The organism is Sphingomonas glacialis, assembly GCF_014653575.1.
Taxonomy (GTDB): Bacteria; Pseudomonadota; Alphaproteobacteria; order Sphingomonadales; family Sphingomonadaceae; genus Sphingomonas; species Sphingomonas glacialis.
In genome coordinates this window covers 675903-688924 of sequence record NZ_BNAQ01000001.1, presented here as the reverse complement: position 1 = coordinate 688924, position 13022 = coordinate 675903, and the positions used below count along the sequence as shown (strand labels likewise).

Annotated in this window: 14 protein-coding genes; 4 read left to right on the top strand and 10 right to left on the bottom strand. The window is 66.5% G+C overall.

The window, feature by feature from the left end:
• Positions 1-276 precede the first annotated feature (276 nt).
• Complete coding sequence (locus IE187_RS03320) at positions 277-708, top strand: response regulator (protein ID WP_189675084.1); 432 nt, start codon at positions 277-279, stop codon at positions 706-708.
• A gap of 98 nt (positions 709-806) precedes the next feature.
• Positions 807-2123 (top strand): AmpG family muropeptide MFS transporter, encoded by a 1317-nt coding sequence (locus IE187_RS03315; RefSeq protein WP_189675083.1) that lies wholly within the window; start codon positions 807-809, stop codon positions 2121-2123.
• Between the two features lie 5 nt (positions 2124-2128).
• Here the strand turns inward: IE187_RS03315 and IE187_RS03310 are convergent, their stop codons facing one another.
• The 10 genes from IE187_RS03310 to IE187_RS03265 all read right to left on the bottom strand — a co-directional run bounded on the left by IE187_RS03310 (position 2129) and on the right by IE187_RS03265 (position 12070).
• On the bottom strand, positions 2129-2590 hold the full coding sequence (locus tag IE187_RS03310) for a DUF6628 family protein (protein WP_189675082.1): 462 nt from the start codon (positions 2588-2590) through the stop codon (positions 2129-2131).
• A gap of 70 nt (positions 2591-2660) precedes the next feature.
• A complete protein-coding gene (locus IE187_RS03305) occupies positions 2661-3998 on the bottom strand; it encodes a bifunctional folylpolyglutamate synthase/dihydrofolate synthase (RefSeq protein ID WP_189675081.1) in 1338 nt (445 codons plus the stop codon).
• A 166-nt stretch (positions 3999-4164) separates the two neighbouring features.
• The gene (accD, locus tag IE187_RS03300; RefSeq protein WP_133188982.1) at positions 4165-5025 is read right to left on the bottom strand and encodes an acetyl-CoA carboxylase, carboxyltransferase subunit beta; all 861 of its coding nucleotides are present in this window, start codon (positions 5023-5025) and stop codon (positions 4165-4167) included.
• On the bottom strand, positions 5022-5819 hold the full coding sequence (trpA, locus tag IE187_RS03295) for a tryptophan synthase subunit alpha (protein WP_189675080.1): 798 nt from the start codon (positions 5817-5819) through the stop codon (positions 5022-5024). The genes accD and trpA overlap by 4 nt, the downstream gene beginning before the upstream one ends.
• 130 nt (positions 5820-5949) lie before the next feature.
• Positions 5950-7179 carry a tryptophan synthase subunit beta gene (gene trpB / locus IE187_RS03290; RefSeq protein ID WP_189675079.1) on the bottom strand — a complete coding sequence of 410 codons (1230 nt, stop codon included), beginning with the start codon at positions 7177-7179 and terminating at the stop codon, positions 5950-5952.
• 183 nt (positions 7180-7362) lie between these two features.
• The gene (locus tag IE187_RS03285; RefSeq protein ID WP_133188977.1) at positions 7363-8001 is read right to left on the bottom strand and encodes a phosphoribosylanthranilate isomerase; all 639 of its coding nucleotides are present in this window, start codon (positions 7999-8001) and stop codon (positions 7363-7365) included.
• Between the two features lie 28 nt (positions 8002-8029).
• Positions 8030-8704, bottom strand: a complete 675-nt coding sequence (gene pyrF / locus IE187_RS03280) for an orotidine-5'-phosphate decarboxylase (protein ID WP_133188975.1) — start codon at positions 8702-8704, stop codon at positions 8030-8032.
• Complete coding sequence (locus tag IE187_RS03275; protein ID WP_189675078.1) at positions 8701-9024, bottom strand: hypothetical protein; 324 nt, start codon at positions 9022-9024, stop codon at positions 8701-8703. The genes pyrF and IE187_RS03275 overlap by 4 nt, the downstream gene beginning before the upstream one ends.
• 56 nt (positions 9025-9080) lie before the next feature.
• Entirely contained in the window at positions 9081-11378 is a 2298-nt protein-coding gene (locus IE187_RS03270) for a patatin-like protein (protein ID WP_189675077.1), read from the bottom strand.
• Positions 11378-12070, bottom strand: a complete 693-nt coding sequence (locus IE187_RS03265) for an endonuclease/exonuclease/phosphatase family protein (protein WP_133188969.1) — start codon at positions 12068-12070, stop codon at positions 11378-11380. The genes IE187_RS03270 and IE187_RS03265 overlap by 1 nt, the downstream gene beginning before the upstream one ends.
• Before the next feature lie 292 nt (positions 12071-12362).
• Between IE187_RS03265 and IE187_RS03260 the strand changes: the two genes are divergently transcribed.
• Positions 12363-12740 (top strand): Ros/MucR family transcriptional regulator, encoded by a 378-nt coding sequence (locus IE187_RS03260; protein WP_133188967.1) that lies wholly within the window; start codon positions 12363-12365, stop codon positions 12738-12740.
• An 84-nt stretch (positions 12741-12824) separates the two neighbouring features.
• The gene (locus tag IE187_RS03255) at positions 12825-13022 is read left to right on the top strand and encodes a hypothetical protein (RefSeq protein WP_133188965.1); all 198 of its coding nucleotides are present in this window, start codon (positions 12825-12827) and stop codon (positions 13020-13022) included.

The following is a 13022-nucleotide window of genomic DNA, read 5'->3' as shown; positions in this document are numbered from 1 at the left end:
ACTTCACGCCGAGACGCGACGCCGGCGCGCGCGAGCAGTTTTGCGATCCTCTGTTCGTCTTTGGGTCGCGTCGAAGGTCGCGGGGGCTCGTTCGAGCGGTCTATTGGGGTAGGGGGCTTGGACACACTCGCCTGATACCCAATTTATCTCGTGTTGTGCGCACAAAATAATGTGTGCCCAATCTCGTAGCCGCGCGTTAAGGCACGGGTGCGTAACGAGGGCGGTGCGCGCGCTACCATTGTGGTGGCCCCAGAAAAAAGACGGGTATTTCCTGCGATGCTTTTCGCGAAGAAGAAGCGGCGGATTTCCAACCTCTTGCTTGTCGAAGACGAGCCGTTGGTGGCGTTCGACACCGAGCATTTCCTGCGGGATGCCGAATATTCTGTGGTGGCCACGGTCGACCGCGTCGCCGATGCGCTTGCGGTCATCGGGCGCGAGCGCGAGATCGATCTGGTGCTGGTCGACATCAGCTTGGCCGATGGCAGCGGGCTCGACGTCGCGCGCGCGGCGCATGGCGTCGGCGTGCCGGTGCTGTTCGTGACGGGCTCTTGCCCCGAGGGCGGGCGTGAAGTCGCCGCAGGGTGCCTGGCGAAGCCCTATGCGCAGCGTGATTTGCTCGCGGCGATTGCCGCAATCGAAGCCGTGCTCGAGGGGAAGAAGCCCAAGCGCATGCCCAACGGCTTCAGTTTGTTCGTGACCGTAAGCTGATCGCTCGCCCCGGTCCGTGACGGGGTGACGATTGGGAGGTTCCTCCGACGTGATTTACCGCTAGTCTCGCGCTTTAACGAGCAAGGGGCGAGTGACGAATGGATGCGGTGACCGGGCGCGACCCGAATTGGTGGGACGGTGTCCGGCCGTATCTTGAAAAGGCACCGTTCGCCGCGCTGGCATTGGGGATCTCGTCGGGCTTCCCGTTCGCGATGATCGGCGCGACGCTGACGACGCGATTGGCGCAGAGCGGCATCACCAAATCGACGGTAACCGCGTTCAGCCTCGCCTTTCTGGTCTACAACCTCAAATGGATCTGGGCGTGGGTCGTCGACGGCGTCCACGTGCCGCTGATCGGGCGGCTCGGACAGCGTGTGTCGTGGCTGATCGTCGCCGGGTTGCTGGTGATGGCGGCGGTCGCCAACCTCGCTTTGGTCGATCCAAAGGCCGACATTTACGCGACTGCGATCGCGGCGATCCTGGTCGGCGCGGCGGGGGCGACCTTCGACATCGTGATCGACGCGTATCGCATCGAAATCCTCGAGCCGCGGCAATTGGGCGTCGGCTCGGGCATGTCGCAATATGGCTGGCGGCTCGGTTCGGCGGGCGCGGGCGCGCTCGCTCTGGTCGTCGCGGCGCGCTTCGGCTGGTCGAATGCCTATCTGCTGTGCGGCCTGTTCGCGCTTCCCGCGATGATCGCGGGCCTACTCTACGGCGAGCCAGAGCGGCACCGCGAGCCCGATGCACGCGGCGGGATCGCCAATCTCGGCGCGTCGATCATCGGGCCGTTCGTGCAATTCTTCCAGCGGCAGGGCGCTTTGCTCGTCTTGCTGTTCATCCTGATCCACAAGATCGGCGACACGCTCGCCAATCTGACCTTCCGACTGCTGTTCGACTCGCTCAAATTCACCAATGACGAGATCGCCTTTTACGACGTGTGGATCGGCTTCCTCGCCTATCTCGTCGGGATCTTCATCGGCGGGTTGATCTATACGCGGCTGGGCATGAAGCGCTCGGTGCTGATTTCGCTCGTGCTGATGATGGTGTCGAACCTCAGCTTTGCCGGGCTGGCGATGGCGGGGCATTCGAACCTCGGCATGGCGGGCGCGATCGGCTTCGAGAATTTCTCGAGCGGGATCGGCGGCGTCACCGTCGTCGCCTATTTCTCGGCGCTGACCAATTCGCGCTTCACCGCGGCGCAATATGCGCTGATCTCGGCGGCGACGAGCATCGTCGGGCGCGCGGTGACGGGCACCACCGCGGGCGGCCTGATCGACGCGATGGGCTATGTGAACTTCTACCTGCTGACGACGGTCGCGGCGCTGCCGGGCGTGCTGCTGTTCTGGTGGATGAGCCGCAAGGGGCTGATCGACGCCTCGGTCGGCGAGACCGAGGATGCGCGACCGGCCGGCTAGCGGCTTCACCCCGTAACCGGTCGCCCGGCATCGGCGAACGCCTGCGCCAGCGCGGTGACGCTGGCGAGCACGCCGTCAGGACGACGCACGCCGATCAAGTCGCCGAGCAGCAGCCGTGCGGTTTCGGGGGCGGTCTCGGCGCGGGCGACGATCGTCAGGATCGCGGCCTCGGCGCTCGTCATCCGCAGACAGCAGCACGGCGCGATCGCGATCGGGCAAGTCGCGGAATGTGCGAGATCGGCCATCATCGTCCGGAGCAACAGCAAGGGCCGGCGAAACGCTGCGCCAAAGCTGTGAAACAACGCCTGCGCGCCGTGCGCGTCGTTGAGGCCGTTCGCGCCGAGCCGGCGGAATGCGAACAGCAGCAAGCGCGCATTGGGGTCTTCCGGCATCGCATTCGGCAAGCTGGCGGCGAGCCCCGACGGGCGCTGTGCGGGGCTGGGCGAGGGGGCTGGGCTGAGACTCATGAGGGGATGCTCCGTTGCTGAGAGCATCCTCTGGCATTCGCTATTGCAAGTCAATCGCAATAAAAGCGCGTTAGTCTGGCGCCTCGAGATTCGCCGAAAGCGCTTCCCCGGCGAGGTAGAGCGAGCCCAGAATCAGCACGATCGGCGGCTCGGCCGGATCGGCGATCGTCGTGATGTCGCGCAACGCACCCGCAATATCGGCGCTGGTATGGGCTGCGATCCCGAGGTCATGCGCAACCGCGGCGAGCGCAGCGGGCGCGTGATGCTCGTGGTTCGGGACGGGCACCGCGTGAAGCGTCGTCGCCAGCCGCGCGAACGGGGTGAGCAGCCCGACCGGATCCTTGTTCGCGAGCATGCCGAGCACGAGATGCACTTCGCTCCGCCCGACGGCGGGATGTGCGATCGTATCGAGTGCGGCTGCGATCGCCTGTGCTGCGGCAGGGTTGTGACCGCCGTCGAGCCACAGCTGGCTGCCTGCTGGAAGCTGGTCGAGTAGCGGGCCGGGGTGGAGCCGCTGCATCCGCGCGGGCCAGTGCGTCGTCTCGGCGGCGATGCGATAGGCGTCGGCTGGGATCGCAAGCGTGGATTGATGCCGCAGCAGCGCTATGGCGAGCGCAAGGTTCTCGGGCTGGTGCGGGCCCGCCATGCGCGGGAGCGGGGTTTCGATCGTGCCATTGGCGTCGGTATAGATCAGGCGATCGCTTTCCACCGTGAAGTGCCAGTCGTCGCCCGCGGGCGCTGGCTTGGCTCCGACCGTCCGCGCGACCGCAGCGACGCGTGTTGCGATCGGCGCGGGATAGCGCATCGTGACGAGCGGAACACCCGACTTGGCGATCCCGGCCTTTTCGCCCGCGATCTCCCCGAGCGTTTCACCGAGAAAGCTCTGATGATCGATCCCGAGTTGCGCGATCCCGGTGACGATCGGCGCCGGCACCACGTTGGTCGCATCGAGTCGGCCGCCAAGCCCGACCTCGATGATGCACACGTCGGCGGGCGTGCGGCTGAAGGCGAGGAAGGCGGCGGCGGTGGTGACTTCGAAGAAGCTCGCCGTCAGGTCGGCGGCGTGATCGAGCACTTCGGCGAGCAAGGTCGCGAGGGCATCGTCGGTGATGAGGGTGCCGGCGAGGCGGATCCGCTCGTTGAAGCGGACCAGATGCGGGCTGGTGTAGACGTGCGCGGTAAGCCCCGACGCTTCGATCGCCGAACGCAGGAACGCGCAGGTCGAGCCTTTGCCGTTCGTGCCCGCGACATGGATCACCGGGGGCAGGCGGTGGTGCGGATTACCGAGTCGGTCGAGCAGCGCCGTGATGCGCTCGAGCCCAAGGATGTCGGCGCCGGGGGAAAGCGACCAGAGCCGGTCGAGCTGGGCTTGGACCGCTGAGTCGGTGGAAGTTGCGTGATCGGGCATTTCAACTCCTCCACTCCCGCTTGCGGGAGGGGGTAGGGGGTGGGCGCGCGCTATCAGCAAACGATACGCGCGTTGAGAGCGCTAGCCCACCCCGGCAGGCGTAGCGCGCGTGCATAGCGCGCCAACCCCCCGGCCCCTCCCGCAAGCGGGAGGGGCGTTGGTTGCGCTACGCAGCGATCTTCGCGCCGCACAGATAGTCGATCAGGCTCGCCAGCGTCGCGCGCAGGTCGCGGCGATGCTTGACCATGTCGATCATGCCATGCTCGAGCAGGTATTCCGCGCGCTGGAAGCCGTCGGGTAGCTTCTCGCGTATCGTCTGCTCGATCACGCGCTGGCCGGCGAAACCGATCAAGGCGCCGGGCTCGGCGATCTGGACGTCGCCGAGCATCGCATAGCTCGCGGTCACGCCGCCCGTCGTCGGATCGGTCAGCACGACCATATAGGGCAGTCCGGCATCGTGCAGCATCGCGATCGCCACCGTCGCGCGCGGCATCTGCATCAGGCTGAGAATGCCTTCCTGCATCCGCGCGCCGCCGGCGGCGGTGAAGATGATGTACGGGCAATTCTCCTGGATCGCGGTCTCGACGCCGCGGATGAACGCCTCGCCGACCGCAAGCCCCATCGATCCGCCCATGAAGGCGAAGTCCTGGACGCCGATCACCGCCTTGCGGCCCTCGATCGTCCCGCGCGCCGTGATCAGCGCATCGCCTTCCGACGTTGCGACGCGCGCGGCCTTGATTCGATCGACATAGCGCTTGGTGTCGCGGAACTTGAGCGGGTCGTCGGGCACCTTGGGGAGCGGCACGATCGTGTAGCTGCCTTTGTCGAACACATATTCGAAGCGCAGCAGCGGCCCGATGCGATCATGATGGTCGCAATGCGGGCAGACGTGGAGATTGTCCTCGAGCTCCTTGTGGAACGTCATCGTCCCGCAGCTCTTGCACTTGTGCCACAGATTGTCGGGCGTTTCTTTCTTGACGGGGACGACATAGGCGAGCGCGTTGCGGACGCTGGTGAGCCAGCTCATGCGGGAACTCCTTCGCGGGCGGTGCGGATCGCCGCCGACAGGGACTGGATATAGGCGCGCACGGCGTGCGGCGCTGCCGCGCCATGTTCGGCGACGAGCTCGACGATCGCCGAGCCGACGACGACGCCGTCGGCGACCTTGGCGATTGCAGCGGCCTGTTCGGGCGTGCGCACGCCGAAGCCGACCGCGACGGGGAGGTCGGTATGCGCCTTGAGCCGCTTGACCGCTTCGTCGATCGAGGTCTGCGCCGCCTGCTGCAGCCCGGTGATGCCGGCAACCGAGACGTAATAGAGGAAGCCGTTCGCGCCATCGAGCACGACGGGGAGGCGGGCTGCGTCGGTGGTCGGCGTGGCGAGGCGGATCGGCGCGATGCCCTTGGCGCGCAGCGCGGGGCCGAGTGCGGGGTCTTCCTCGGGCGGGATGTCGACGCAGATCACGCCGTCGACGCCCGCTGCATGCGCGGCGTCAGCGAACCACGCGCCGCCACGGATCGTCATCGGATTGGCATAGCCCATCAGGACCAGCGGGGTATCCGGGTGGCGCGCGCGGAAGTCGGTCGCGATCGCGAGGATGTCGGCGGTGCGCGTGCCGGCGAGCAAGCTGCGGATGTTCGCCGCCTGGATCGCGGGGCCATCGGCCATCGGATCGGTGAACGGCATGCCGAGCTCGATCACGTCGGCGCCGCCCTCGACGAGCGCGTCGAGGATCGCAGGCGTCGGGCCGTCACCGGCGGTGACGAAGGTGACGAGCGCGGGGTGGCCCTTGGCGAAGGCGGCGGCGAGGCGGTTACTCATCGGTCGTCACTCCGGCCTTGTGCCGGGGTCCACTGTGCAGCGAGCGCAACGCAAGAGTGTCGGACTGGGGAGTTTGCGGCTTGGTGGACCCCGGCACAAGGCCGGGGTGACGATGCCTTCTGGACGGCGCTCATAGCGCCACCCCGAGCGCCTCGGCGACGGTGAAGATGTCCTTGTCGCCGCGCCCGCACAGGTTCGCGAGGATGATCTGGTCGCGGTCCATTTCGCGCGCGCGCTTCGCCACCGCGGCGATGGCGTGGGATGGTTCCAAAGCGGGGATGATGCCCTCGGTGCGGCACAGCAGCTGGAACGCATCGAGCGCCTCGGTGTCGGTGATCGAGGTGTATTGGACGCGGCCGATCGAGTGCAGCCAGCTGTGCTCGGGGCCAATGCCCGGATAGTCGAGCCCCGCCGAGATTGAATGCGCCTCTGTGATCTGGCCGTCTTCGTCCTGCAGCAGATAGGTCTTGTTGCCGTGGAGGATGCCCGGCGTGCCGCCGGCGAGCGACGCCGCATGCTCCTTGTCGAGCCCGCGACCCGCCGCTTCGACGCCGAGCATCATGACGTCGCTATCGTCGAGGAAAGGATGGAACAGCCCGATCGCGTTCGACCCGCCGCCGATCGCCGCGACGAGCATGTCGGGCAGGCGGTTAATCCGCGAGAGCATCTGCGCGCGTGCCTCGATGCCGATCACGCTTTGGAAATCGCGGACCATCTCAGGGTATGGATGCGGGCCGGCAGCGGTGCCGATGATGTAGAACGTGTCGTGGACGTTGGCGACCCAGTCGCGCATGCCCTCGTTCATCGCATCCTTGAGCGAATGCGATCCGCTCGTCACCGGGCGGACTTCGGCGCCGAGCAGCTTCATGCGGAACACGTTGGAGGCCTGCCGCTCGATGTCCTTGGCGCCCATATAGATGATGCACGGCAGGCCGAAGCGCGCGCAGACCGTCGCGGTGGCGACGCCGTGCTGGCCAGCGCCCGTCTCGGCGATGATCCGCGTCTTGCCCATGCGCATCGCGAGCAGGATCTGCCCGATGCAATTGTTGATCTTGTGCGCGCCGGTGTGATTGAGCTCGTCGCGTTTGAACCAGATTTGCGCGCCTTTGCCCTCGGGCGCGGATTCGCGCAGCGCTTCGGTCAAGCGCTCGGCGTAATAGAGCGGGCTCGGGCGACCGACATAATGTTCGAGCAGATCGTCGAACTGCGCCTTGAAGGCCGGGTCGGCCTTGGCGGCGCGATAGGCGGTGTCGAGCTCGAGCACGAGCGGCATCAGCGTCTCGGCGACATAGCGGCCGCCGAAGTCACCGAAATGGCCGCGCTCGTCTGGCTGGGTGCGGAAGGAGTTGGGAGCGTTCATGCCGTGCCGTTTAGCACCTGGCGCGGGCGTGTCGAGCCGGGTGCGGCGTAAAGCCCTCTCCCGCCTTCGCGGGGGAGGTTTTGGTGAGGGTCTTTTTCTTGAGGCGGGGTGCGCGGCCGAAGAAAGAAGACAGAAGACCCTCACCCAACCCTCTCCCATGAAGGATGGGAGAGGGCTTCAAGATTAGAGGTCGTTTACCGCCTGTAGGAACGCGCGGATTTTCGTGACATCCTTGATCCCCGGGGCGCTTTCGACGCCCGAGGAGACGTCGACCAGCGTCGCGCCGGTCATCGCCACCGCCTCGCGCAGATTGACCGGATCGAGCCCGCCCGACAGCAACCATGGCAAGGGATGCCGGAAGCCCTCGAGCAAGCTCCAGTCGAACCGCACGCCCATCCCGCCGGGAAGCGCGGCACCGGGCGGCGTCTTGGCATCGTAGAGGATCCGATCGGCGACGCCGCCAAAGTTTGCCGCCTCCGCCAAATCGGCGCGCGTCCGCACCGCGACCGCGCTCCACAGCGGCAGGCCGGTCCGCGCCTTGATCGCGGCGCTGCGCGCAGCCGGGGTTTTGTGGAGTTGCAGAACGTCGAGATGCCCAGCCGCGATCGCGCGGTCGAGCAACGCGTCATCGGGGTCGACGAACACCCCGACACGCTGGACATGCGCTGGCACGCGCGCCGCGAGTTGCGCGGCACGATCGCGCGATAGCGTACGGGGCGACGGCGCATAGAACACGAATCCGACATGGCTCGCGCCGCCGTCGATCGCGGCGTCGAGCGTTTCGGGGGTCGAGAGACCACAGATTTTCGCGCTGATCTGCATGACGGTTCGACGGTTCCTCAGCGCTTGCTCAGAGCGTCGCTGCGATCGCGCGCGCGGCCGCGTCGGGATCCTCGGCTTGCGTCAGCGGGCGACCGATCACCAGGATCGACGCGCCCGCGTCGATCGCTGCGCGCGGGGTGACGACGCGCTTCTGGTCACCGACCACGCCGTCGGCGGGCCGTACACCTGGCACGACGAAGAAACCTTTGGGCCAGAATCTATGTGCGGCGGCGACTTCCTCGCCCGAACAGACCACGCCATCGACACCCGAGTCGCGCGCGAGTTCGGTCAAGCGCAGGACCTGTTCGTGCGGATCGCCCATGCAGCCGATCGACTTGAGGTCGGTTCCATCGAGGCTCGTCAGCGTCGTCACCGCGACCACCTTGGTGCCCGCAGGCGCCGCCGCCTTGGCATCCTCGAGCATGGCGCGTCCACCGGCGGCATGGACCGTGAGGATCGCCGGCGCGAGATCGCGCAACGCCATGATCGCCTTGGCGACGGTGTTGGGAATGTCGTGGAGCTTGAGGTCGAGGAAGATCGGCAGGCCGAGCTCGGCCATGTCGCGCACGCCGGCGCGGCCATTGGCCATGAAGAATTCGAGCCCGAGCTTGATCCCGCCGACATGGTGGCGAAGCTTGCCCGCCATTGCGTGCGCCTTGGCGAGATCGGGCGTGTCGAGCGCGACGTAGATGCGGTTGCTCATGCCGGGTCGACCGGATGGACGACGACGACGGATTCGGGGCTGAGCGTCGAGACCGGCACGGGTGCCGCGGTGACGCGCAGATCGTGCAGCGCACGCTCGGCTGCGGTGAGGCGATTGCGCAAGCGCCAGCGCAACGTCGAATGCCACAGCAGCGTCGGCACGAGCCCGGCGAGGAAGGTCAGCAGCAGCAGCAGCGGCAAATTGACCAGTGCTTCCATCCCGCCCCACAATTTGATCGGCACGCTGGTCCAATTGCCGAGCGTGAAGACCGCCGCAATGAAGGCGAGAAGACACCAGAAGAGGATTTTGAGGAACTGCATGACGGCAGCGTAATGGCAATGCGGTGGGTTGCCAACCTGCTGCGTCGTTCGCCGCTTCAGCCGATCTCGCGGCGCAGCGTCTCGAACAGGCCGGGGACCGCGGTCAGCTTCTCGGCTTCCTCGTCGAGGATCGCGAGGAACGCCGCGCGCTTGATTGCGGCGGTGCGTCCAGCCTTGAGCGTCATGCCCGGTTCGAGCGCTGACAGGACGATGTCGATCATCCGTTCGGCTCCGTGCAGCCGGCCCCACAGATAGTCGTTCTCACGATAGGCGCGACTGAAGAACGCGCCGAAGCTGTTGAACTGGATGCCCTTCAAACTTGCTTCGGCGCCGCCGCTGCGAATGCTCGCGGCATCGTCGGGGCAGATCCGGTCGACCTTGATCGGGTCGAATTCGTCGAGCCCTTCGCCTTGCAGCAGGGGGAGCGTCGCGACATCGAAATAGGGGAAGCCGAGATAGGTCAAGAGGATCGGACGCTTGATGTCGCGGCTGAGCCCGGCGAACGCCGCTGCCAGGCGCGCTTCGGTGCGGCTGTCGAGCGCCTTCAAGTCCATCGCCGTGCCCAGCGCGTCGAGCAACGGTCCGGCATCGCCGCGCAAGCCCTGCACCGCGTCGCGCAACGCGCCGTAGCGGTCGGTCCGCTTGCGCTCCAGATATTCGGCAAGGCTTTCGTAGATCGCCTCGCGGATCCCGGAGAGTTCGGCCTCCGGCTGGTCGCCCTCGAGATCGGTGATGCGGCGCGCGAGCAGGCGCAGCCGACGCAAGCGAAAGCCCAGGTCGAAGGTGCGCAGGAAACCGATCGTCGCGCGGCTCGCTCCGCCGGCGAGGCTTGATTGCATATCGTCGAACCCGCGCGCGCTGACCGCCTCGGCGATATGCCCGCGGATCCGCCGCCAATGCTGCCCGCCGGGCTCGCCGCCGGCATGGTACAGCAAGTCGGTGATCGCCTCGACCACGCCGTTGATCTTGAGATGGCCGTACGCGGCATAGCCATAGCCCGCGCTCTTGGCGGCGGCGGCTTGCGCGCGGCGGCGCCATGTCGCGAGCCGTGCCGCGGTCGGCGAATCGAGGAACAGCGTGTAGCCAAACAGCGCCTCGACTTGCTTTTCGACCTCGGGCCGGATCCCCGCGATGATCGAGCGCATGCGCTCGATCTGGCGCGAGCGCGTGGCGATCTCCTCGAGATTGTCGCGGATCGGCTGCGCGCGCGGCAATTCGGTGACCGCGCCGAGGATCGTCTGGAAGAAGCCCGGGACTTCGCTCCGCGTCGCACCGAACACCAGCGCGCCGCGCGGGTTGGGGTCGATATAGACGAAGCGCCGATCGACCTGGCGGCGCGCAGGACGCTCGCGCAGCGCTTCGATCGCGGGGCGGAACGGCGCGTTGTTGAGCACCGAGCCATCGATCAGCACCGCGCTTTCGGCGGCGTTCACGGCGAATTGCCGCGGCAGGATGCGTTTGAGGAAGGCGGCGCGGCCCGGCCAGCTGGCCTTGCGCGTTTCGAGCACGCGGTCGAGTTCGCCGACCATGAAAGGCGGGAAGGCCCCCGGAAAGCTCGACGTCGCGCGCCCGGCAAAGGCGAGCTCGGCAGGGTCGGCGAGCGTCTCGCCGGCGATGCCGTGGTCGCTGAACGGGACGATTACGCGGTGTTCGGTTTCGACCACTTCGGGCGGCGAATTGAGCGTCAGCCGTTCGGGATGGCCACGGAAGTCGGTGACGGTGACGAACAGGTCGAGCGGCTGACCCGGGGGGAGCAGGCGCGGTTCGCGCGGTGAGGCGGCCATCGCTGCGAGCGCATCGAGGATCAGCCCGGTGAAACGCTCGCCGCCAAACGGCGGTTCGAACCAGCGCGAGCGGATGAAATGCGAGAGCTTGGCGCGGACTTCCTCGCGCTCGCCGGGCTCGACGGTCTGGTCGATATCCTCGCCATCGCGCCGCCCCGCCATCCAGGCGAGCGGCAGCGCCCAGACCTTGGTGAAGCGGTGCGTCGGCGCTTGCTTGGGATCGACCAGCGCCTCGATATCGGCCGAATCGAGCCAGAGCTGGGTGAGCGGTTCGAGGCTTTGGCCAGTGCTGATCGCCTGGCCCAGAAAGATGCCGTTGATCCCGCCCGCACTCGCGCCGGCGATGATGTCGACGAGCACGCGCAGCTTGAGCCCGGTCTCGGCCTCGATTTCTTCGAACAAGGCGAAATAGACCGCTTCGCTGCCCGTCGCCGCAGCCGGGTCGCCCGCGTGGAAGGCGCGGCTGGCCCGCGCGAGCCGCCAGATTTCCTTGGTGATGCCGTGCATGTAGACGGCAAGGCTGATGCCGCCATAGCAGACGAGCGCGAGGCGAAGTTCCTTCTCGCGCATCACTCGGGGTCCAGCACCGCCCAGATCGGCAGATGATCCGAGGCGCGGCGCGCGATCACGCTCGCATGCACGCCGTAATCGACGACGCGAAAGCCGCGCGTCATGATCCGGTCGAGTCGCCCGACCGGGCGGCGGGCATGGAAGCTCGGGCCGGTCGGGACGCTCGGATAGTCGCGTCCGAAATCGTGCAGGCATCCGCCGGCCGGGGTCCATTCGTTGAGATCGCCCATCAACACCGTCGGCAGGCGTGCGGGGCATCCGTCGATATGCGCGAGGATCGCGCGCGCCTGTTTGCGGCGCCACAGCCCCGACAGATCGAGATGCATCCCCAGCACGCGGATCGGCGTGCCGTTCGCGACGACATCGGCACGGATCGCGCCGCGCGGCTCGAGCGCCGGGATATGCAGTGTCGCACAGCTGTGCACCGCGGCCTCCTTGCGAACGAGCAATGCGTTGCCGTGAAACCCCATGCTCGCGCGGTCATGGCCAATCTGGATCGCGCGCCACGGGCTATGCTCGTCCATCAGACGCTGCGGGATGATGCGCGCCTTGGTGCCGAAGCGGCGATCGGCCTCCTGCAACGCGATCACGTCTCCGCCGATCTCGTGCAGCACGTCGAGGATGCGCTGCGGGTCGCGCTGCCTATCGAGCCCGATGCCCTTGTGGATGTTGTAGCTGACGACCTTGATCATGCGTCGGCTGTTCGCAGGGCCGGACCGATCGAACGCTGGTGATAGGAAAACTGGTCGATCATCGTCCATCTAACGCAATTGGCACATCGGGATGAGCGCACGATGTATAGCGCGAAGCGCTGGCGGAGGTAGGTGTTCCATATCGCGCACCCTGCATATAAACCATGTTAATTCCTGCAAGGCCGCAACCTTCTGGGACCTTTAAGACTATATCACCTTATAATAGACGGCTCTTGCGGTGCTGCGGCGCACAAAGAGCGCACACAAGGAAGAGATATTGTTGGATTTGAAGATGTTACGGCTCGTTGGCGATATTGTCATCGCGCAAGTCAGCGCCAATCGCGTCGCCAGCGGTGAAGTGCCTGAATTAATAAAGTCGGTTTACGCCTCGATGACGCAGCTTGGCGAAGCGCCGGCGGAAGCAGCCGCCGAAGCGCCCACGCCGGCCGTTTCGGTGCGCGCGAGCGTTCGTCCTGATTCGATCGCGTGCCTGGAATGTGGTGCGCGCTTCAAGGCGCTCAAGCGCCATCTGTCGGGCCACGGGCTGACGCCGGAAACCTATCGCGAGAAATGGTCGTTGCCCGAATCCTATCCGATGACCGCGGCCGACTATAGCGTCGTGCGCTCGGGCATGGCGAAGGCGAGCGGCCTCGGTCGCGTTCAGCGCTGACACCGCCCCCCTGACACCGCCCCCCTGACACCGGTACCATCGTGAGGCCTTGCCGTGGTCGCGCGGCGGCGGCAAAGCAGCGCGATGCGCACCACTTCCTCCACCGCGAGCGTGCGGCTATATTATCTCGACGAGAGCGACCCCGTTGCGCAGACGCTGTTCTACGGGTCGCTCGCCGACGCGATGATCCTCGCGCGTCAACAGCCCGAAGATGTTCAGGCAGGGCTGTGGTTCGCGACCGATAACGACGTGGTGCCGTTCCTCGATATCGACGAGGGCTGA

What these genes read in the sequence shown, in the direction of transcription:
- IE187_RS03320 (WP_189675084.1), top strand. Translation starts at nt 277, where the DNA reads ATGCTTTTCGCGAAGAAGAAGCGGCGGATTTCCAACCTCTTGCTTGTC.
- IE187_RS03315 (WP_189675083.1), top strand. Translation starts at nt 807, where the DNA reads ATGGATGCGGTGACCGGGCGCGACCCGAATTGGTGGGACGGTGTCCGG.
- IE187_RS03310 (WP_189675082.1), bottom strand. Translation starts at nt 2,590, where the DNA reads ATGAGTCTCAGCCCAGCCCCCTCGCCCAGCCCCGCACAGCGCCCGTCG.
- IE187_RS03305 (WP_189675081.1), bottom strand. Translation starts at nt 3,998, where the DNA reads ATGCCCGATCACGCAACTTCCACCGACTCAGCGGTCCAAGCCCAGCTC.
- accD (WP_133188982.1), bottom strand. Translation starts at nt 5,025, where the DNA reads ATGAGCTGGCTCACCAGCGTCCGCAACGCGCTCGCCTATGTCGTCCCC.
- trpA (WP_189675080.1), bottom strand. Translation starts at nt 5,819, where the DNA reads ATGAGTAACCGCCTCGCCGCCGCCTTCGCCAAGGGCCACCCCGCGCTC.
- trpB (WP_189675079.1), bottom strand. Translation starts at nt 7,179, where the DNA reads ATGAACGCTCCCAACTCCTTCCGCACCCAGCCAGACGAGCGCGGCCAT.
- IE187_RS03285 (WP_133188977.1), bottom strand. Translation starts at nt 8,001, where the DNA reads ATGCAGATCAGCGCGAAAATCTGTGGTCTCTCGACCCCCGAAACGCTC.
- pyrF (WP_133188975.1), bottom strand. Translation starts at nt 8,704, where the DNA reads ATGAGCAACCGCATCTACGTCGCGCTCGACACGCCCGATCTCGCCAAG.
- IE187_RS03275 (WP_189675078.1), bottom strand. Translation starts at nt 9,024, where the DNA reads ATGCAGTTCCTCAAAATCCTCTTCTGGTGTCTTCTCGCCTTCATTGCG.
- IE187_RS03270 (WP_189675077.1), bottom strand. Translation starts at nt 11,378, where the DNA reads ATGCGCGAGAAGGAACTTCGCCTCGCGCTCGTCTGCTATGGCGGCATC.
- IE187_RS03265 (WP_133188969.1), bottom strand. Translation starts at nt 12,070, where the DNA reads ATGATCAAGGTCGTCAGCTACAACATCCACAAGGGCATCGGGCTCGAT.
- IE187_RS03260 (WP_133188967.1), top strand. Translation starts at nt 12,363, where the DNA reads ATGTTACGGCTCGTTGGCGATATTGTCATCGCGCAAGTCAGCGCCAAT.
- IE187_RS03255 (WP_133188965.1), top strand. Translation starts at nt 12,825, where the DNA reads ATGCGCACCACTTCCTCCACCGCGAGCGTGCGGCTATATTATCTCGAC.